Source organism: Thioclava sp. ISO4 (assembly GCF_058105145.1).
The window spans coordinates 3,684,325-3,703,044 of record NZ_CM176571.1; the positions used below are offsets into that span (position 1 = coordinate 3,684,325).

16 protein-coding genes are annotated in these 18,720 nt (G+C 65.2%); 9 read left to right on the plus strand and 7 right to left on the minus strand.

Annotated elements, in window-relative coordinates:
- Positions 1 to 73: 73 nt before the first annotated feature.
- Positions 74 to 373 carry a hypothetical protein gene (locus AC2TZ7_RS17970; RefSeq protein ID WP_489865241.1) on the minus strand — a complete coding sequence of 100 codons (300 nt, stop codon included), beginning with the start codon at positions 371 to 373 and terminating at the stop codon, positions 74 to 76.
- 256 nt (positions 374 to 629) lie between these two features.
- Between AC2TZ7_RS17970 and AC2TZ7_RS17975 the strand changes: the two genes are divergently transcribed.
- From AC2TZ7_RS17975 to AC2TZ7_RS17990, 4 genes are all read left to right on the plus strand, one after another.
- Positions 630 to 2,996, plus strand: a complete 2,367-nt coding sequence (locus AC2TZ7_RS17975) for a Tex family protein (RefSeq protein WP_489865242.1) — start codon at positions 630 to 632, stop codon at positions 2,994 to 2,996.
- A 175-nt stretch (positions 2,997 to 3,171) separates the two neighbouring features.
- Positions 3,172 to 3,813 carry an acrylate utilization transcriptional regulator AcuR gene (gene acuR, locus AC2TZ7_RS17980; protein WP_489865243.1) on the plus strand — a complete coding sequence of 214 codons (642 nt, stop codon included), beginning with the start codon at positions 3,172 to 3,174 and terminating at the stop codon, positions 3,811 to 3,813.
- Between the two features lie 11 nt (positions 3,814 to 3,824).
- The gene (gene acuI, locus AC2TZ7_RS17985) at positions 3,825 to 4,817 is read left to right on the plus strand and encodes an acrylyl-CoA reductase (NADPH) (RefSeq protein WP_489865244.1); all 993 of its coding nucleotides are present in this window, start codon (positions 3,825 to 3,827) and stop codon (positions 4,815 to 4,817) included.
- Positions 4,818 to 4,829: 12 nt separating this feature from the next.
- Complete coding sequence (locus AC2TZ7_RS17990) at positions 4,830 to 5,579, plus strand: sulfite exporter TauE/SafE family protein (protein WP_489865245.1); 750 nt, start codon at positions 4,830 to 4,832, stop codon at positions 5,577 to 5,579.
- On the opposite strand, the gene AC2TZ7_RS17995 is transcribed toward AC2TZ7_RS17990, so the two are convergent.
- Complete coding sequence (locus tag AC2TZ7_RS17995) at positions 5,576 to 6,580, minus strand: helix-turn-helix transcriptional regulator (RefSeq protein WP_489865246.1); 1,005 nt, start codon at positions 6,578 to 6,580, stop codon at positions 5,576 to 5,578. The two genes, AC2TZ7_RS17990 and AC2TZ7_RS17995, sit on opposite strands and share 4 nt — an antisense overlap.
- A gap of 53 nt (positions 6,581 to 6,633) precedes the next feature.
- Between AC2TZ7_RS17995 and cysD the strand changes: the two genes are divergently transcribed.
- The 4 genes from cysD to argE all read left to right on the plus strand — a co-directional run bounded on the left by cysD (position 6,634) and on the right by argE (position 12,016).
- Complete coding sequence (cysD, locus tag AC2TZ7_RS18000; RefSeq protein ID WP_489866844.1) at positions 6,634 to 7,572, plus strand: sulfate adenylyltransferase subunit CysD; 939 nt, start codon at positions 6,634 to 6,636, stop codon at positions 7,570 to 7,572.
- Positions 7,573 to 7,630: 58 nt separating this feature from the next.
- A complete protein-coding gene (gene cysN, locus AC2TZ7_RS18005) occupies positions 7,631 to 9,538 on the plus strand; it encodes a sulfate adenylyltransferase subunit CysN (RefSeq protein ID WP_489865247.1) in 1,908 nt (635 codons plus the stop codon).
- Between the two features lie 134 nt (positions 9,539 to 9,672).
- Complete coding sequence (locus AC2TZ7_RS18010; RefSeq protein ID WP_078569995.1) at positions 9,673 to 10,857, plus strand: M24 family metallopeptidase; 1,185 nt, start codon at positions 9,673 to 9,675, stop codon at positions 10,855 to 10,857.
- A 4-nt stretch (positions 10,858 to 10,861) separates the two neighbouring features.
- On the plus strand, positions 10,862 to 12,016 hold the full coding sequence (argE, locus tag AC2TZ7_RS18015; protein WP_489865248.1) for an acetylornithine deacetylase: 1,155 nt from the start codon (positions 10,862 to 10,864) through the stop codon (positions 12,014 to 12,016).
- A gap of 6 nt (positions 12,017 to 12,022) precedes the next feature.
- Here the strand turns inward: argE and bhcA are convergent, their stop codons facing one another.
- The gene (bhcA, locus tag AC2TZ7_RS18020; RefSeq protein WP_489865249.1) at positions 12,023 to 13,216 is read right to left on the minus strand and encodes an L-aspartate--glyoxylate aminotransferase BhcA; all 1,194 of its coding nucleotides are present in this window, start codon (positions 13,214 to 13,216) and stop codon (positions 12,023 to 12,025) included.
- A 196-nt stretch (positions 13,217 to 13,412) separates the two neighbouring features.
- On the opposite strand from bhcA, the gene bhcR reads away from it, so the two are divergent.
- On the plus strand, positions 13,413 to 14,213 hold the full coding sequence (gene bhcR, locus AC2TZ7_RS18025) for an HTH-type transcriptional regulator BhcR (protein ID WP_489865250.1): 801 nt from the start codon (positions 13,413 to 13,415) through the stop codon (positions 14,211 to 14,213).
- On the opposite strand, the gene AC2TZ7_RS18030 is transcribed toward bhcR, so the two are convergent.
- The 4 genes from AC2TZ7_RS18030 to ugpB form a co-directional block, all read right to left on the minus strand.
- Positions 14,210 to 15,262 (minus strand): ABC transporter ATP-binding protein, encoded by a 1,053-nt coding sequence (locus tag AC2TZ7_RS18030; RefSeq protein ID WP_489865251.1) that lies wholly within the window; start codon positions 15,260 to 15,262, stop codon positions 14,210 to 14,212. The two genes, bhcR and AC2TZ7_RS18030, sit on opposite strands and share 4 nt — an antisense overlap.
- A 9-nt stretch (positions 15,263 to 15,271) precedes the next feature.
- Complete coding sequence (ugpE, locus tag AC2TZ7_RS18035) at positions 15,272 to 16,108, minus strand: sn-glycerol-3-phosphate ABC transporter permease UgpE (RefSeq protein ID WP_078601076.1); 837 nt, start codon at positions 16,106 to 16,108, stop codon at positions 15,272 to 15,274.
- 32 nt (positions 16,109 to 16,140) lie between these two features.
- A complete protein-coding gene (gene ugpA / locus AC2TZ7_RS18040) occupies positions 16,141 to 17,022 on the minus strand; it encodes a sn-glycerol-3-phosphate ABC transporter permease UgpA (protein ID WP_078520423.1) in 882 nt (293 codons plus the stop codon).
- 68 nt (positions 17,023 to 17,090) lie between these two features.
- A complete protein-coding gene (ugpB, locus tag AC2TZ7_RS18045; protein WP_489865252.1) occupies positions 17,091 to 18,404 on the minus strand; it encodes a sn-glycerol-3-phosphate ABC transporter substrate-binding protein UgpB in 1,314 nt (437 codons plus the stop codon).
- Positions 18,405 to 18,720: the final 316 nt, after the last annotated feature.

Below are 18,720 nucleotides of genomic sequence, written 5' to 3' on the forward strand. Positions count from 1 at the left end.
CCAAGACCGAACCGAGGGACGCGAAAGGGGCCGCAAATGCGGCCCCTTTTGTCATTGGCTCCCTGCGCGGGCCTCACCCGGCAGAGGAAACCACCCAGGTCACGCGCGGATCTTCCTTCTCGGGCTGCGTGCTCGGCAGGCGCATGATCATCCCCGGGCGGGTGACGCCGGGACGAGCGCCCGCGCTGGTGAAGGGGAAGCCCAGCAGATCGGTCTCGACGCCGACATTGAAGCCGAAGCCCTGCCCGCCATTGATCCCGGTCCCGCCGAGGCGACGGTTCAGCACCAGACCCTCCGTCACGTTCAGGTCGATCCGGTTCGACTGGCTGAAGCTGTATTTGCCCGCGTTGATCGCCAGCGTCTGCGCGCGCATCCGAAGGCGTGACGTCGTAGAGATCGGCGTTGATGTTATTGGCATGCAGCCCGAGCGTGTCGCGAAGGTTCAGCAGCCCCGCAGAGAGGGTCCAACCTGCATTGCGCGCTCAGCCCGGCATGGCACCGCGCCCACGCACCGCGATCCCTCCGCTTGAGCGAGTCGTCGCGCGCAGCGCCCTCCCCGCAGCCTTGCCCCTTTTCCCCGCCCGAGCAGGCGGCTATTGCTGGCAACCCGACCGCATCAGGAGACAGCCTTGGCCCAAACCGATTCCGCCCCCGTCCAAGCCCGCATCGCGCAGACCATCGCCACGGATATCGCAGCAAAGCCCGCACAGGTGACCGCGGCGATCGGGCTTCTCGATGGCGGGGCGACCGTGCCGTTCGTGGCGCGCTACCGCAAAGAGGTCACGGGCGGGCTCGACGACACGCAGCTGCGACAGCTCTCGGATCGGCTGGGCTATCTGCGCGAGATGGAGGCGCGGCGCGAGACGATCCTCAACTCGATCCGCGAGCAGGGCAAGCTGACCGACGATCTGGCGCGCTCGATCGCGCGGGCCGAAAGCAAGGCCACGCTCGAAGACATCTACCTGCCCTTCAAGCCCAAGCGCCGCACCAAGGCGATGATCGCGCGCGAGAACGGGCTGGAGCCGCTCCTGCGCGCCATTCAGGAGGACCGGAACGCCACGCCCGAGGCGCTGGCCGAGGGTTACGTCACCGAGGCCGTGCCCACGGGGAAGGACGCCCTGAACGGTGCGCGCGACATCCTGACCGAGGAACTGTCGGAAAACGCTGAACTGCTTGGCACCCTGCGCGACTTCATGCGCGCCGAGGCCGTCATCGCCGCGCGTGTCGTGCCCGGCAAGGAAGAGGCGGGCGCGAAGTTCTCGGACTATTTCGACCATCGCGAGAAATGGGCCGACATTCCCGGCCACCGGGCGCTCGCCATTCTGCGCGCGGCGAAGGAAGAGATCGTGACGATGGAGATCGCGCCCGACCCCGAGACCGGTGAAGACCGCGCGATCGGCAAGATCGCCGCGACCCTCGACACGCAGGCCGGGCGTCCCGGCGATCTGTGGCTGCGCGACGTGGCGCGGTGGGCCTGGCGGGTGAAATTCTCGGTCTCGCTCTATGTCGACCTTCTGGGCGAGCTGCGCCAGCGCGCCCATGACGAAGCGATCAAGGTCTTCGCGCGCAACCTGCATGATCTGCTGCTGGCCGCGCCCGCCGGTCCGCGCGCGACACTGGGCCTCGATCCGGGCATCCGCACCGGGGTGAAGGCCGCCGTGGTGGACGCGACCGGCAAAGTTCTGGAGACTGCGACGCTCTACCCGTTCCAGCCGAAAATGGATCTGCGCGGGGCGGAGGCGAAGATCATCGACATGGTCAAACGCCACGGCGTCGAGCTGATCGCCATCGGCAACGGCACCGCCAGCCGCGAGACCGAACGCATGGTCGCCGACACGCTGAAGCTGCTGCCGCCGGGGGTGCGCGCGCCGACGAAAGTGGTCGTCTCGGAGGCGGGCGCGTCGGTCTATTCGGCCTCGGAATTGGCCGCGCGCGAATTCCCCGATCTGGATGTGAGCCTGCGCGGGGCGGTCTCGATCGCGCGGCGCCTGCAGGACCCGCTCGCGGAGCTGGTGAAGATCGAACCGCAGAGCATCGGCGTCGGGCAGTACCAGCACGACGTGGATCAGCGCCGCCTGTCGCAGGCGCTGGAGGCGGTCGTCGAGGACGCGGTGAACGCGGTGGGCGTCGATCTGAACATGGCCTCCGCACCGCTTCTGGCGCAGGTGGCGGGGCTCGGGCCCGCGCTGGCGCAGGCTATCGTCGCGCATCGCGACGCGCATGGCGCCTTCCCCTCGCGCCGCGCGCTGATGGAGGTGGCAGGGCTCGGCCCGAAGGCCTTCGAGCAATGCGCGGGCTTCCTGCGCATTCGTGACGGCGAAGAGCCGCTCGATGCCTCCTCGGTCCACCCCGAAGCCTACGCGGTCGCACGCAAGATCGTGCAAAGCTGCGGCCGCGACATCCGCGAGATCATGGGCCAGCCGACCGCGCTGAAAGACCTGCGCGCGGAGCAATTCGTGACCGGCGATTTCGGCCTGCCCACGATCCGCGACATCTTCGCGGAGCTGGAAAAACCCGGCCGCGACCCGCGTCCCACGTTCAAGACGGCGCAATTCACCGACGGCGTAGAGGACATCAAGGACCTCAAGCCGGGGATGAGCCTGGAGGGCACCGTGACAAACGTCGCGGCCTTCGGTGCCTTCGTGGATATCGGCGTGCATCAGGACGGGCTGGTGCATGTCAGCCAGCTCGCGGATCGCTTCGTGAAGGATCCGCATGAGGTGGTGAAAGCGGGCGATGTGGTGCGCGTGCGCGTGACCGAGGTCGACATCCCGCGTAAACGGATCGGCCTGTCGATGCGCAAGCAATCCGAGGGCGGCGCTCCTGCCCGGGGCAAAGGTCCGGCGCGGCAGGATAAGGGTCAGGATCGGGGCAAACCCGGGCCGCAAGGCCCCCGTGGCAAAGGCGCCGGCAAGGGCCAAGGCAAGGCGCCGGAAAAAGACAGCGGCAATGGCGCGTTCGGCGCGGCGCTGCGCGATGCAATGAACCGGCGCTGAAGTCGGGCCAAGCGGCTCTCTCCTTTCGGATTTTGACTGACACGCAGGCTCCGTACGGGCTCTGCGCGCGGTGACGCTGGAAAACGGCGCGCCTGTCGCGCCGCGCTCGAACGGCAGAGGAACATCCGTCGTCGCGGCGCTTTATTTATCATACCGATTGGTATATTAAATCCGCATGAGCGTCATCGCCCCCGATTCCAACGCCCCCCGCCGCCGGGGTCGTCCGCCGCGCAAGCCGGACGATCAGGCCGCGCGCAAGGCGCTAATCCGGGCGGGGCTCGCACAACTGACCGAGGGTGGCTACGCCAATGTCGGCCTCGACGAGATCACCGCGGCCGCCGGTGTCACGAAGGGCAGCTTCTACCACTATTTCCCGAACAAGGCCGCGTTCGGCGCCGAGCTGATCGAAGCCTACGGCGCTTTTTTCCGCGACAAGCTGTCCCGCTCGCTCGACCGCGCCGACCTGACCCCACTCGCTCGACTGCAGGCTTTCACCCGCGACGCCGAGGCGGGCATGGCGAAATACGATTTCCGCCGGGGCTGCCTGATCGGCAATCTCGGACAGGAGATGAGCAGACTGCCCGAGGAGTATCGCGCCCGCCTCATCGCCGTGTTGGAAAGCTGGCAGGCGCTGGTCGCGGACTGCCTGCGTGCGGGTCAAGCAACGGGCGACGTGCCCGCCACCCAAGACCCCGAGATACTGGCCGAAATCTTCTGGACCGGCTGGGAAGGCGCGGTCCTGCGCACCAAACTTCAACGCAACCCCGAGCCGCTGCGCCGTTTTACCGACGGCTTCCTGCGGCTCGCCCGAAGCTGAAAGGACACCCCATGGTCAAAGCCATTCTGATCGAGAAACCCGAAGAGACCCAGAGCGCCGCGCTCAAGGAGATCGACCTGCCCGATCTGGCCGAGGGCCAGGTTGCCGTCGACGTCGCCTACTCGACGCTGAACTACAAAGACGCCTTGGCGATCACCGGTGCGGGCCCCGTGGTGCGCAGCTTCCCGATGGTGCCGGGCATCGACTGCTCGGGCATCGTGGCCGACAGCAAGCATCCCGATTTCGCCAAGGGCGACCGGGTCGTGCTCAACGGCTGGGGCGTGGGCGAGAAGCACTGGGGCGGGCTGGCAGAGCGCGCCCATCTGAAGGGCGACTGGCTGGTGAAGCTGCCCGACGGGATCTCCTTGCGTCAGGCGATGGCGATCGGCACGGCGGGCTACACGGCGATGCTCTGCGTGATGGCGCTCGAGGCGCATGGCGTCACGCCCGAAAGCGGCGAGGTCGTCGTGACCGGCGCGACCGGCGGCGTGGGCAGCGTGGCGACCGCGCTTCTGGGCAAGCTCGGCTACACCGTCGCGGCCGTCACCGGACGCCCCGAAGAGGAAGCCTATCTCAAATCGCTTGGCGCATCCTCGATCGTCGCGCGCGATGAGGTCTCGGGCAAACCGCGCCCGCTGAACAAGGAACGCTGGGCCGGTGCGGTCGACGTGGTCGGCGGCGAAGTACTCGCCAATGTCCTGTCGATGATGACCTATCGCGGCACCGTCGCGGCCTGCGGGCTGGCGGGCTCGATGAACCTGCCGACCTCCGTGGCCCCCTTCATCTTGCGCGGCGTGACCCTTGCCGGGGTCGACAGCGTGATGTGCCCGATCAACGACCGCGTCGAGGCATGGCGCCGTCTGGCCGCCGATCTCGACATGGACAAGCTCGCCGCGATGGAAACCGAGGTCGCTCTGGAAGACGTGATTGCAACCGCGCCGAAATTCCTCGATGGAAAGGTGCGCGGGCGGATCGTCGTTCCGGTCGCACCTGAACTTGGCTGATTACGGTAGAGAATGCTGTCTTTTCTGATCCTCGCGCTCGCCGGTCTCGCGGCGGGCGCTTTGAATGCGGTCGCGGGCGGCGGGACATTCCTGTCCTTCCCCGCGCTCGTCTGGACCGGCGTGCCGCCGATCACCGCGAATGCGACCGCGACGCTGGCCGCCCTGCCCGGCTATCTGTCGAGCGCTTGGGCCTTCCGTCACGAGCTGCGCCACAAGGGGCCGATGGCGCTGCGCACGATCCTGATCGCGGCCGTCGCGGGCGGGTTTCTCGGCGCGCTGCTACTGCTGATCACCCCTGAAAAGCTGTTCGCAGGCGTGGTGCCGTGGCTGTTGTTGCTGGCGACGGCGGCCTTCGCTTTCGGGCCGATCCTGCTGAAAGCGCTCCAGCGCTCGGGTTGCACGATGGGCGCGGTGTCGGCCTTTGCCCTGCTGATGGCGGTGACGATCTACGGCGGTTATTTCAACGGCGGGCTCGGGATCATGCTGCTCGCGGCGCTCGGCCTGATCGGCTTTACCGATTTGCACGCGATGAATGGGTTGAAGAACCTCGTCTCGGCGGTGCTGTCGCTGGTCTCGGTCGTGACCTACGCGGTAGCCGGGCTGATCGACTGGCAGGCGGTGCTGGTGCTGGGCGTCGCAAGCGCCGTCGGCGGCTATCTGGGCGCGCATCTGTCGAAGCGGATCACCAATATGGCGCTGCTGCGCGGCTTCATCATCGCGGTCGGGCTGGTGATGGCGGCGGTCTTCTTCGCACGCGGTTAACCCAGCCAGAGCGCCGAGCCGAACATCTTGCGCAACAGGCCCGTCTGGCCGCTGACACCGGCGCGGGCGTAGATCTGCTTCGAGGTCGAGCGCGCGGTCTCCAGCGTCCAACCCAGCCGCTCGGCCGCCTCGCGCAGGCTCGCCCCATCGCACAGAAGCGCCGCAAGCCGCGCCTCGGAGCGGTTGAGATCGAGCGCCCCGGCGATCCGCGCGACCGGCAAAGCTTCGGCCCGCGGCATGTCACGCAGATGGCCGATCAGCGCGGGACTGCCCCGCCACTGCCCCGACGCGAGCCGCAGCACGCCCCGCCCCTCAGGGCCAAGCGGGATCGGCCGGACGACCTCCCGCCCCTCCCCGAGCTTCGCCAATGTCTGACGAAAGCGCAGCGCGGCATCGGGATCGACGAATTCCGGACGCGCGCCCATCCGCAGCCGCAACCAGCCCTGCGCGTCGAACGTCGCCGCCACGCGCGGATCGAATGCGAGGACCGTCCCCGCAGGCGTCAGAACCACCCAGCCCGCGCCGAGCGCTTCCGCTGCCTCTGCGTCGCGCGCGGCACGCGCCCGCTCGCCACCGAGCGCATCGCGGATCACCACCGCCTGCCCCAGATGCGGCGCGAGCGTCGAGAGCGCCAAAGCCTCCGCCGCGCGGAAATCCCTGTGCGGGCGCGCGATCATCAACACCACCTGTCCCGCCGCCCCCGCCGCGACTTTCAGCGCGCGCAGCGGCCCGGGCCATTCGACCTCGCCCGGCAGATCGATCTGCGAATAGACGCGGTCCAGGCGCATCGGATGCAGGCGCACGGCCTCCGGCAAGGCGATCTTGCCGACCTGCCAGCCCGCGCCCTCCCCCTCGTTCGCGAGGATCTGCACCGCCGCGCCCTCCGCATGGGCAGCATCGCAAAGCCGCTCGAGAAAGCGCACCCAGCCCGCCTTCCCCCCCTCGCTCGCCGCCGCGAAGAGCGCGTTGATCAACAGAGTGTTTTCGGACTGACCCAACATAAGCCCTATTTACCTCCCATTTGGGGGGTTATCCAGCAAAACCCGCCGCCTATATCTCGGAAAACCGCGTTCAGACAGAGACCTCCCTCATGAACAAGACCCTGACTCACCTGCAGCGGCTCGAAGCCGAGAGCATTCACATCCTGCGCGAAGTCGTGGCCGAAGCCGACAATCCGGTCATGCTCTATTCCGTCGGCAAGGACAGCGCGGTGATGCTGCATCTCGCGAAAAAGGCCTTCTACCCGTCGCCGCCGCCCTTCCCGCTGATGCATGTCGACACGACGTGGAAATTCCAGGCGATGTACAACCTGCGCGACAAGGCCGCGAAGGATGCGGGGATGGAGCTGATCGTGCACCAGAACCCCGAGGCGAAGGCCACGGGGATCAACCCGTTCGATCACGGCTCGCTGCATACCGACATGTGGAAGACCGAAGGTCTGAAACAGGCGCTGGACAAGCACGGCTTCGACGTAGCCTTCGGCGGCGCGCGCCGCGACGAGGAGAAATCCCGCGCGAAGGAACGCGTCTTCTCCTTCCGCTCGGCCAATCACCGCTGGGACCCGAAGAACCAGCGCCCCGAGCTTTGGCGCCTCTACAACGCCAAGAAGGCGAAGGGCGAGAGCGTCCGCGTCTTCCCGATCTCGAACTGGACCGAGCTGGACATCTGGCAATATATCCACCTCGAAGGGATCGAGATCGTCCCGCTCTATTTCTCGGCCCCGCGCCCGACGGTGGAACGCGACGGGCTGATCCTGATGGTCGACGACGACCGCTTCCCGCTGCGCGACGGCGAGGAGCCGAAGATGCGCTCGGTCCGCTTCCGCACGCTGGGCTGCTACCCGCTGACGGGCGCCGTCGAGAGCGAGGCGCAGACCCTTCCGGAAGTCATTCAGGAAATGCTGCTGACCACCACCTCCGAGCGTCAGGGCCGCGCGATCGACCACGATCAGAGCGCCTCGATGGAGAAGAAGAAACAGGAAGGCTACTTCTGAGCCCTCCCCTCCCGAGCCGCACGCGCGCCTTCATTTCCACCCTATCAGGTGAGCCGACATGACGACCAATGATCCGATCTACAAGACCGACGCGCTGATCGCGCAGGATATCGACGCCTATCTCGAGGCGCATCAACACAAGACCATGCTGCGCTTCATCACCTGCGGCTCGGTCGATGACGGGAAATCGACGCTGATCGGGCGACTGCTCTATGACAGCAAGATGATCTTCGAGGATCAGCTCGCCGCCTTGGAAGCCGATTCCAAGCGCGTTGGCACCCAAGGTCAGGAGATCGACTTCGCACTGCTGGTCGACGGTCTCGCCGCCGAGCGCGAACAGGGCATCACCATCGACGTGGCCTACCGCTTCTTCGCAACCGAGAAGCGCAAGTTCATCGTCGCGGACACGCCCGGCCACGAGCAATATACCCGCAACATGGTCACCGGCGCCTCGACCGCCGATCTGGCCGTGATCCTGATCGACGCGCGCAAGGGCGTGCTGACCCAGACGCGGCGCCACTCCTATCTCGTCCACCAGCTGGGCATCCGCCATATCGTGCTGGCGGTGAACAAGATGGACCTCGTCGATTACGATCAGGCGACCTTCGACGAGATCGTGGCCGATTACAAAACCTTCGCCGACAGCATCGGCATCGAAGGCTTCACCCCGATCCCGATCTCGGGCTTCAAGGGCGACAACATCACCGGCCCGAGCGAGAAAACCCCTTGGTACAAGGGGCCCTCGCTGCTGCCCTACCTTGAGGCGGTCGAAGTGGACGTGACCTCCGATCAGGAGCGCCCCTTCCGGATGCCGGTGCAATGGGTGAACCGCCCGAACCTCGATTTCCGCGGCTTCTCCGGGCTGATCGCCTCGGGCACCGTGAAACCGGGCGACGAGGTCCGTGTGCTGCCCTCGGGCAAAACCTCGACGGTCGCGCGGATCGTCAGCTTGGAGGGCGACCGCGACATGGCGGTGGCGGGCGAATCCACGACGATCACGCTGGCCGACGAGATCGACTGCTCGCGCGGTCAGGTCATCGTTGCCGCGAAAGAGCCGCTGGAGGTCGCCGATCAGTTCGAATCCACAATCGTCTGGATGGACGAGACCGAACTTGTGCCGGGCCGCGCCTATTGGCTGAAAATCGGCACGCAGACGGTTTCGGCTACCGTCCACGAGCCGAAATACGAGGTGAACGTCAACACGCAGGAGCATCTGGCGACGAAGACGCTGGACCTGAACGCGATCGGCGTGGCCAACATCACCACCGACCGCGAGATCCCCTTCGCGCCCTATGGCGAGAACCGCGATCTGGGCGGGTTCATCCTGATCGACAAGATGACCAACCAGACGGCGGCTGCGGGGATGATCAACTTCGCGCTGCGCCGGGCTCAGAACATCCACTGGCAGGCGACCGATATCGGGCGCGAGCATCATGCCAACATGAAGCATCAGAAACCCGCCGTGGTCTGGCTGACGGGCCTCTCGGGCTCGGGCAAGTCGACCATCGCCAATATCGTCGAGAAGAAGCTGGCGCGGATGAACCGCCACACCTTCCTGCTCGATGGCGACAACGTGCGCCACGGCCTGAATAAGGATCTGGGCTTCACCGAGGCCGACCGCGTGGAGAACATCCGCCGCGTCGGCGAGGTCGCGAAGCTGATGACCGATGCGGGCCTGATCGTTGTCACGGCGTTCATCTCGCCCTTCCGCTCCGAGCGCGACATGGTCCGCGCGATGATGCAGCCGGGCGAATTCCTCGAAGTCTTCGTGGACACGCCGCTGGAAGTGGCCGAGGCCCGCGACGTGAAAGGGCTTTATGCCAAGGCGCGCGCCGGTCAGCTGAAGAACTTCACCGGCATCGACTCGCCCTATGAGGCGCCCGAGAACGCCGAGATGCGGATCGACACCACCGCGATCAGCCCCGAGGAAGCGGCCGATCTGATCATCGAGCGGCTCATTCCGTAAGCGGTTACATCCACTGCACCAAATCACGCGAACGTGCGGTCCTCCCGGGGGCCGCACGTTTTCGTTTTGGCCTTGACCTCGCTCGGGGGCGCGCCCCAACCTGCGCGAGATAACGCCAGCAGAAAGAAGCCCGAATGCCGATCGAAAACGTGCACTTCAGCGAACTCGAATATTCCCGCCGGATCGCGCTTGTGCGTGCGGCGATGGCGCAACGCGAGATCGACATTCTCTTCATCACCAACCCCTCGAACCAGTTCTGGCTGACGGGCTATGACGGCTGGTCCTTCTATACCCATCAGGGGGTGATCCTGCCGATGGAAGGCGCGCCCTACTGGTGGGGGCGCTTCATGGATGCCAATGGCGCGCGTCGCACCGTCTGGATGGAGGAGGAGCACATCCTCCATTACAACGACGCGATGGTGCAATCCGACATCATGCACCCGATGGAAGACCTCGCCTCGCACCTGCGGATCATGGGCTACGGCAAGGCCCGGATCGGCGTCGAGATGGAGACCTATTTCTATACCGCGAAGGCCCATGCGACGCTCTATGAAGGGCTGCCCGAGGCCACGCTGCTCGACGCTTCGGTGCTGGTGAACTGGCAGCGCCTGATCAAATCCGACGAGGAGTTGCGCTTCATGCGCCGCGCGGCGCGGATTTCCGAACTGGTGATCGAACGCGCGATGGAGCTGGCCGAGCCGGGGCTGCGCAAGCACGATCTGGTGGGCGAGCTGTATCGCACCGCCGTGCAGGGCGAGGAAGACAGCTGGGGCGATTATCCGGCCATCGTGCCGATGCTGCCCTCGGGCCCCGACGCGTCTGCGCCGCACCTGACATGGAACGGCGAGGCGCTGAAGGCGGGCGAGGCGACCTTCGTCGAACAGTCGGGCTGCTACCGCCGCTATCACGCGCCGCTCTGTCGGACCGTATTCCTCGGCAAGCCGCCGCAACACATGATCGACGCGTCCGAGGCCCTGACCGAAGGGCTGAACGCCGGGATCGAGGTCGCCCGCGCCGGCAACCGCGCCTGCGACATCGCGCGCGCGCTGAATGTAGAACTCGCCAAGGTCGGCATCGAACGCCCTAACCGCGCGGGCTACGCGGTGGGCTGCTCCTACCCGCCGGATTGGGGCGAGCACACCGTCTCGATCCGCGACACCGACGAGACGATCCTGGAGCCCGGCATGACCTTCCACTTCATGCCCGGCCTCTGGATGGATCATTGGGGGATGGAGACGACGGAAACCATCGTGATCACCGAGGACGGCCCCGCCCTGCCCCTGTGCAACGTCGAGCGCAAACTGTTCATCAAGGACTGAGCCCATGCGGATCGACACCACCCGCGCGATCCTCTCGGACCTGATCGCCTACCCCACGATTTCGACCGACAGCAATCTGCCGATCATCCACTATATCGCGGACCGGCTGGAAACCGTCGGCGCGGCGGTGGAAGTGATGGTCGACGAGAGCGGCCACAAGGCGAACCTCTTCGCGACACTGGGCGCGCCGCGCGACGGCGGGCTGGTGCTGTCGGGCCATTCGGACGTGGTGCCGGTCACCGATCAGGACTGGACCAGCGATCCGTTCGACATGACCGAGCGCGACGGCAAGCTCTACGGGCGCGGCGCCTGCGACATGAAAGGGTTCATCGCGGCCTGTCTCGGCTCGCTCGATCTGCTGGCCGAGGCGGCTAAATCCCGCCCGATCCATTTCGCCTTCACCCATGACGAGGAGGTCGGTTGTCTGGGCGCGCAGGAACTTGTGAAGCTGCTCGCGAAACGCCCGGTCAAACCCGCGCTTTGCATCATCGGCGAGCCGACCTCGATGCAGGTCTTCGACGGCAACAAGGGCTGCTGCGAATATACCGTGCGCTTCGAGGGGCTGCCGGGCCACAGCTCCGCCCCCGAGAAGGGCGTGAACGCGGTCGAATACGCGGTGCGCTACATCAACCGCCTGTTCGAGCTGCGCGCCGAACTTGTCAAACGCTGCCCCGAAGGCTCGCGCTTCGACCCGCCGCAGACGACGCTGAACGTGGGCGCGCTGAAGGGCGGTATCTCCCATAACGTGATCGCGCCGCGCGCCGAACTGGCCTGGGAGATGCGCCCGATCAATACCGCCGATATGGAGTTCGTCAAAGGCGAGATCGCGAGCTACGTCGAAGACACGCTGCTGCCCGAGATGCGCGCCATCGCGCCCGAGGCCGGGATCGCTACCGAGACCATCGGCGAGGTCGTGGGGCTCGAGCCGATGGACGACAATGCCGCGCGCGATCTCGTCTTCGCGCTGACAGGTCAGAACCATGCAGGCTGCGTCGCCTTCAACACCGAGGCCGGGCTGTTCCAGTCGCTCGGGATGGATGCGGTGATCTGCGGGCCCGGCTCGATCGAGCAGGCCCACAAGGCCGACGAATTCGTCTCGCTCGAGCAGATGGATCAGGCGCTGACGATGCTGGGAAGGCTCGCCAGCGCCCGAACCTGACCGCTCTTACGCGGCGGCTTGTCGCACAGAGGTGGCGGCGGTCTCGCGGTAATGCGCCTGGGCTGCGGCAACCCCGCTGCCCAGCTCCACCGGCAGGCCGAGATCGACCATCGCCATCTCGGCCGTGGCCAGCCCCGAGAGCGCCATCACATCGGTCATCAGACCCAGATGCCCGATGCGGAACACCTTGCCCGCGACATCTCCCAGCCCGCCCCCGAAGGCCACGCCATAAGTATTCAGCGCCTGCGCCACGATCCGACCCGCGTCGAACCCATCGGGCGCACGCACCGCGCTGACGCTGTTGGAGTAGAGATCGGGCGAGACGGCGCAAAGCTCCATCCCCCAGGCCGCCACCGCGCGGCGCGCCCCTTCGGCGATCCGGGCGTGACGGGCGAAGACATTGCCCAGCCCCTCCTCCAGCAGCATGTCGCAGGACGCTTTCAGCCCGTTCAGCATCCCCACCGGCGGCGTGTAGGGGTAGCCGTTGGCCGCGTAGCCCGTGCGCATGTCGCGAATGTCGAAGAAGCAACGCGGCAGCTTTGCGCCCTCGACCGCCTCCAGCGCCTTTTGCGAGAACCCGGTGATGGCGAGGCCCGGCGGTAGCATGAAGCCTTTCTGGCTGCCGGTGACCGCGACATCGACGCCCCAGTCATCCATCCGGAACTCCATCGACCCGATCGAGCTGACGCCATCCACGAAGAACAGCGCCGGATGCGCCGCCGCGTCCATCGCCCGCCGGATGCCCGCGACATCCGAGGTCACGCCGGTTGCGGTCTCGTTATGGGTGGCGAGCAACGCCTTGATCTGGTGGCCCGTGTCGGCGCCGAGGATGTCCGCGAAGCGCTCGACCGGAATGCCCTCGCCCCATGCGACGCTGACCACCTCGACCTCCAGCCCGTAGCGCTGGCACATGTCGATCCATTTGTGACTGAACATCCCGTTGCGGCAGGCCAGAACCTTGTCGCCGGGCGAGAGCGTATTGGTGATCGCCGTCTCCCAGCCACCGGTGCCGGTCGCGGGGAAGACGAAGGCCTCGCCCGTGGTCGTCTTGAGCACCTTCTTCACACCGTCCAGCGCCGGGTGGATGATATCGGCGAAACCGGGGCTGCGGTGATCCATCGTCGGAATATCGACGGCTTTGCGCAGCGCCTCGGGGATGTTGGTCGGGCCCGGAATGAAAACGGGATTGAGATGGATCATGACGCCTCCTCCATGTGTCGGAAGCGTTTCTACCATGGCGGGGCTGACGCAGAAATTTTTGCGGATCGTGGGCGTTTGCACCGCGTCAGCCAAGAATTCGAAGGAAATTCAGCGCTTTGCGTTTTTCATACAGTGAAATTAGATTTTGTTTTATACTGCGTTAGATATTTCTTTTTGCCGCTCAGAGGTGCGCCCGATGACCATGCCCCGCCGGAAGGGCCGCCCGAAAGGCTTCAACACCGACCCCGCGCAGGGCACGATCCTCGCGCTGGACCGGGCGCTCGATGTGCTGGACCTTCTGGCGCGGCATGGTGGGCTGTCGCTGAGCGCCATCGCGCGCGAGCTGGACCAGTCGCCCGCGACGATGCACCGGGTTCTGGCCACGCTTCATGCCCGCGATTTCGTGGAGCCCGAGGCACAGGACTGGCATATCGGCCCGGCAGCCTTCCGCATCGGCTCGGCCTTCCTGCGGCGCACCAATGTCTTCGAGCGCGCGCGGCCGCTGATGCAGGATCTGATGCGTTCGACCGGGGAGACGTCAAATCTGGGTGTCGAGCGGGCGGGACAGGTGCTGTTTACCGGGCAGGTTGAGACGCATGATCCGATCCGGGCGTTCTTCCCGCCGGGCACCATCGCGCCGCTGCGCGCGTCGGGCATCGGCAAGGCGCTTCTGAGCACCTACGCGCCGGACCGGCTCGACCAGCTCCTCGCAGAGCACGACTTCACGCGGTTCAATGACCGCACCATCGGAGATGCGCCGACGCTGCGTGCCGAACTGGCGCGGGTCACGGCGCAGGGCTACGCGGTGGACGATGAAGAACGCACACTGGGAATGCGCTGCATCGCCGCACCGATTTTCGACGCGCATGGCGACGCGGTGGCGGGGATTTCGGTCTCCGGCCCCGTGCAGCGGATTCCCGACAGCCGCCTGCCCGCCCTCGGGCACGCGGTCGCTCAGGCGGCCAAAGCGATCAGCCACCGGATCGGGGCGGCTTAATTCAGCCGCTGACCGGATTTCGGATCGAAGAGATGCAGGTCCTCGGCATTCACCGAGAGCCGCACCTGCCCCACCGCTTGCTTCTCCATATGCACGCCCGGCAGCGCCGCGGTCATCGCCTCGCCGCGCCCTTCCAGCGTGCCGTGCAGGAGCGTGTTCGCGCCCAGCGGCTCGGACAGGGTGACATTCAGCGTCAGATGCCCGTTATCGTCGGGATGCAGGTGTTCGGGCCGAATGCCGAGGCTGACCGGGCGATCGGGCAAATCGGTCGGGCCGAGCGTGACATGGCCCAGCATCACCTGACCGCCGCGCACCTCGGCATCGATGATGTTCATCGACGGGCTGCCGATGAACTGCGCCGCGAAAATCGTCACGGGGCGCTCATAGACTTCGAGCGGCGTGCCGATCTGCTCGGCCACACCGCCGTTCATCACGATCATCCGGTCGGCCATGGTCATCGCCTCGACCTGATCGTGGGTCACGTAGAGCGCGGTCACGCCGAGCTTGCGCTGCAGCTCGCGGATCTCGACACGCATCTGCACCCGCAGCTTGGCGTCGAGGTTCGACAGCGGCTCGTCGAACAGGAAGACCGACGGCTCGCGCACGATGGCACGGCCCATCGCGACCCGCTGTCGCTGCCCGCCCGACAATTCGCGCGGCTTGCGCTCGAGATAGTCCGACAGCTGCAACAGCTTCGCAGCCTCGTCGACGCGTCGCTTGATCTCGGGTTTCGCCATGCCCGCGATTTTCAGCCCGTAGCCCATGTTCTGGCGCACCGACATATGCGGATAGAGCGCGTAGTTCTGGAACACCATCGCGATGTCGCGATCCATCGGCTCGCGCTCGTTCACGCGGGCCTCGCCGATGCGGATTTCGCCCTCGGAGATGCTCTCCAGCCCCGCGACCATGCGCAGAAGCGTCGATTTCCCGCAGCCGGAAGGACCGACGATGACGATGAATTCGCCATCCTGGATGTCGATCGAGACCCCGTGCAGAACCTCGGTCTTGCCGAAACGTTTCTTGATATTTTCGAGTTCAACGGTCGCCATTGTCTGCCCTTATTTCTCGCTGTCCACGAGGCCGCGAATGAAGAGTTTCTGCATCGAGATCACCACGATCACCGGCGGGATCATCGCGAGGATCGAGGTCGCCATGATGACCGGCCAATCGGCGATATCGTCGCCCGACGGGAACATCTGTTTGAGCCCCATGACGATGGTGTTCATCTCGGGATTGGTGGTGATCAGGAGCGGCCAGAGATACTGGTTCCAGCCATAGATGAAGAGGATCACGAAGAGCGCCGCGATATTCGTGCGGCTCATCGGCAGCAGGATATCGAAGAAGAAGCGCATCGGGCGCGCGCCATCGACGCGGGCGGCCTCGGCCAGCTCGTCCGGCACCGTCAGGAAGAACTGCCGGAACAGGAAGGTCGCCGTGGCCGACGCGATCAGCGGCAGGATCAGGCCGGAATAGCTGTTGAGCATCCCAAAGCCCGCCACGACTTCGTAGGTCGGCACGATCCGCACCTCGACCGGCAGCATCAGCGTGATGAAGATCATCCAAAAGAAGAAGCGTCGCCCCGGAAAGCGGAAATAGACGATCGCGAAGGCCGACAAGAGCGAGATCGCGATCTTGCCAAGCGCGATCCCCAACGCCATCACCAGCGAGTTCACCAGCATAGTGGCCACCGGCACGTTCACCCCGGAAAACAGCGCATCCGAGTAGTTCTGGATCAGGTGCGAGCCCGGCATCACCGGCATCGGCGCCTGCGCGATCTCTTGCTGGGTATGGGTCGAGGCCACGAAGGCCAGCCAGATCGGGAAGAAGATCACCAGCACGCCCGCGATCATCAGCACATGGGTCAGCCAAAGGCCGGAGCCGCGCTTTTCCACCATGCCCGGGGGCGGTTCGTTGTGCATGTCAGCCATCAGTAATGCACCCGCTTCTCGACGAATTTGAATTGCAGCACCGTCAGGAAGCCCACGACCACCAGCAGTACCACGGATTGCGCGGCAGAGCTGCCGAGGTCCTGACCGACGAACCCGTCCGCGTAGACCTTGTAGACGAGGATCGTGGTGGCCTGTTGCGGCCCGCCGGAGGTGATCGTGTGGATCACGCCGAAAGTCTCGAAGAAGGCGTAGACGATGTTGACGACCAGCAGAAAGAAGGTCGTGGGCGACAGGAGCGGCAGCACGATCGTGAAGAAACGCCGCCAGAACCGCGCCCCGTCGATCGCCGCCGCCTCGATCACCGATTTCGGCACCGCTTGCAGCGCCGCGAAATAGAACAGGAAGTTGTAGCTGATCCGCCCCCAGGCCGACGCCACGACGACGAGCCCCATCGCCTCATGCTCGTTGAGCACATGGTTCCAGTCGTAGCCCATCTGGTTGAGATAGAAGGCGACCACACCGATCCGCGTGTTGAACATGAACAGCCACAGCACACCGGCCACCGCGGGCGCGACCGCATAGGGCCAGATCAAGAGCGTGCGATAGGTCCCCGCCCCTTTCACCAGCCGATCCGCCAGCACCGCGAGAAACAGCGCCGGGATCATCGAGACCAGCGTCACCAGCGTCGAGAACACCGCCGTCGTCACGAAGGACGCGCGGTAATAGGGGTCGTTGAAGAGATATTCGAAATTGCCGAGGCCCACATATTGCATCGACAGGCCGAACGGATCGGGGATGAACAGCGATTGCCACACCGCCTCGCCCGCCGGGTAGAAGAAGAACACGCCCGAGACGATCAACTGCGGCGCAAGCAGCAGCATCGGCAAGAGCCAGCCCTTGAAGGTTACGCGTTTTTCCATATCGGGATCGGGGCCTTCGAATAGAAATAGCCGCGGGCAGGTCTCGCCTGCCCGCGGCCGGATTTGGGTTAGCGGTTGGCTTGCTCGAAGCGGCGCAGCAGCTGGTTGCCACGCTCCACCGCGTTGTCGAGCGCGTCCTGAGCGGTCTTGTCACCGGCCCAGACAGCTTCCAGTTCCTCGTCGATGATGCCGCGGATCTGGTCGAAGTTGCCCAGACGGATGCCCTTCGAGTTCTCGGTCGGCGCATTCGCGGTCATCTGCTTCACGGCCACATCGGTGCCGGGGTTCGCGTCATAGAAGCCCTGCTCGCGGGTCAGATCAGCCGCAGCCTTGGTGATCGGCAGATAGCCGGTGTCCTGGTGCCACTTCGCCTGCACTTCCGGCGAGGAGAGATAGCTCAGGAACTCGGCGACACCCTTGTAGTGGTCGTCATCCTTGCCCGACATCACCCAGAGCGAAGCGCCCCCGATGATGGTGTTCTGCGGCGCACCGTCCACGTCACCCCAATAGGGCAGCGGGTGCACTTCGAAGTTGAACTTGGCTTCGGACTTGATGCCCGCGTAGCCGGCCGAGCTCTCGGTGAAGAGCGCGCAGGTGCCGGCGCGGAAGTCGGCGCCACCTTCGTTGCGGCGGCCCTTGTAGATGAACTCGCCCTTCTTGGCCCAGTCACCCAGCGTCTGGATATGCTTGACCTGAACGGGGCCGTTGAATTCCAGCTTCGCGTCGAGACCGGCGAAGCCGTTCTCTTGGCTGGCGAACGGGACGTTGTGATAGGCCGAGAGGTTCTCGAGCTGGATCCAGCTCTGCCATGCGGTGGTCATCGGGCAATCGACGCCCGAGGCCTTCAGCTGGTCGAGCACCTTGCCGACATCTTCCCAGGTGGTCAGCGGCGCATCCTTGGCCACGCCTGCCTCGTCGAGCATGTCGCGGTTGACCCAGAGAACCGGGGTCGAGGAGTTGAAGGGCAGCGACAGCATCTTGCCGTCGGTGGTGGTGTAGTAGCCCTTCACCGCGCCGATATAATCGTCGGGATTGAAGTCGACGCCCGCGTCGGCCATCACCTGATAGACCGGCTTGATCGCGCCCTTGGCGGCCATCATCGTCGCCGTGCCGACCTCGAACACCATCAGGATGTCGGGCTGCTCACCGGCGCGGAACGCGGCGATCCCGGCGTTCAGCGTTTCCGAGTAGTTGCCCTTGTTGGTCGCCACGACCTCATACTGGTCCTGGCTGGCATTGAAGTCCTTGACCTGCTGATCGACGAGCTCGCCGAGACGGCCGGTAAAGGCGTGCCAGAACTGGATTTCCGTCGCTGCATTGGCCGTGAAGGGCGCAATGATCGAGGCCGACGCAAGCGCCGCACCGAGTGCAAAATTCTTCATGTCTTCCTCCCATATGTAGCGGGATTCATTGTTGGATGGATCTGAGGCCCCAAGCGAAGCCTCCGCGCTACGCGGCGTAGTGTGCGGATGTAACAGGAACAAAACAAGAGAGTGATTTCGTTTTCGCTTTGACGCTCGGTCGCGTTACCCGATGCCGAGCCGTGCCTCCTCAATCCCTATTTTTCATAGGAATTTCGAAGTTTCTCGAAGATAGGCCGATCTATTGCTCACGATTTTGTGAAGCGCCTTTTTGCGCGATTCGACCAGAACCGAACAAAAACCGACAGCTCCGCGCAATGCCCGAGCATGTTTCTCC

Coding starts and splice junctions, on each gene's coding strand:
- AC2TZ7_RS17970 (WP_489865241.1), bottom strand. CDS start 373: ATGCGCGCGCAGACGCTGGCGATCAACGCGGGCAAATACAGCTTCAGC.
- acuR (WP_489865243.1), top strand. CDS start 3,172: ATGAGCGTCATCGCCCCCGATTCCAACGCCCCCCGCCGCCGGGGTCGT.
- acuI (WP_489865244.1), top strand. CDS start 3,825: ATGGTCAAAGCCATTCTGATCGAGAAACCCGAAGAGACCCAGAGCGCC.
- AC2TZ7_RS17990 (WP_489865245.1), top strand. CDS start 4,830: ATGCTGTCTTTTCTGATCCTCGCGCTCGCCGGTCTCGCGGCGGGCGCT.
- AC2TZ7_RS17995 (WP_489865246.1), bottom strand. CDS start 6,580: ATGTTGGGTCAGTCCGAAAACACTCTGTTGATCAACGCGCTCTTCGCG.
- cysN (WP_489865247.1), top strand. CDS start 7,631: ATGACGACCAATGATCCGATCTACAAGACCGACGCGCTGATCGCGCAG.
- AC2TZ7_RS18010 (WP_078569995.1), top strand. CDS start 9,673: ATGCCGATCGAAAACGTGCACTTCAGCGAACTCGAATATTCCCGCCGG.
- argE (WP_489865248.1), top strand. CDS start 10,862: ATGCGGATCGACACCACCCGCGCGATCCTCTCGGACCTGATCGCCTAC.
- bhcA (WP_489865249.1), bottom strand. CDS start 13,216: ATGATCCATCTCAATCCCGTTTTCATTCCGGGCCCGACCAACATCCCC.
- bhcR (WP_489865250.1), top strand. CDS start 13,413: ATGACCATGCCCCGCCGGAAGGGCCGCCCGAAAGGCTTCAACACCGAC.
- AC2TZ7_RS18030 (WP_489865251.1), bottom strand. CDS start 15,262: ATGGCGACCGTTGAACTCGAAAATATCAAGAAACGTTTCGGCAAGACC.
- ugpE (WP_078601076.1), bottom strand. CDS start 16,108: ATGGTGGAAAAGCGCGGCTCCGGCCTTTGGCTGACCCATGTGCTGATG.
- ugpA (WP_078520423.1), bottom strand. CDS start 17,022: ATGGAAAAACGCGTAACCTTCAAGGGCTGGCTCTTGCCGATGCTGCTG.
- ugpB (WP_489865252.1), bottom strand. CDS start 18,404: ATGAAGAATTTTGCACTCGGTGCGGCGCTTGCGTCGGCCTCGATCATT.